The following is a 309-nucleotide window of genomic DNA, read 5'->3' on the forward strand; positions in this document are numbered from 1 at the left end:
ATGGGACCTGGCAGTGTCCTACTCTCACATGGGGAAACCCCACACTACCATCGGCGCTAATACGTTTCACTTCTGAGTTCGGGATGGTCTGGGCCGACATGTCGGTCAGGTGGTACCGTATCGCTATGGCTGCCAGGAAAAACTGGTTGCAGTAACGTTTACTGCGTAAAGCTGATACTTATCAACTTCACTAAATTCTGTTCGCACGTATACATAGAAATGTAGTGGCTTCTATATAAAGCAAAAAACCCGCCGTTAGGCGGGTTTTTCTTAATGGGACCTGGCAGTGTCCTACTCTCACATGGGGAA

1 rRNA gene is annotated in these 309 nt (G+C 48.2%); it reads right to left on the bottom strand.

Annotated features, from left to right (window positions below):
• Positions 1–5: 5 nt before the first annotated feature.
• Positions 6–137 (bottom strand): 5S ribosomal RNA (rrf, locus tag IW644_RS19980).
• Between the last annotated feature and the right edge of the window lie 172 nt (positions 138–309).

Origin of the sequence: Alteromonas sp. PRIM-21, from assembly GCF_027563165.1 — a bacterium.
In the GTDB taxonomy this organism is placed as follows: Bacteria; Pseudomonadota; Gammaproteobacteria; order Enterobacterales; family Alteromonadaceae; genus Alteromonas; species Alteromonas macleodii_A.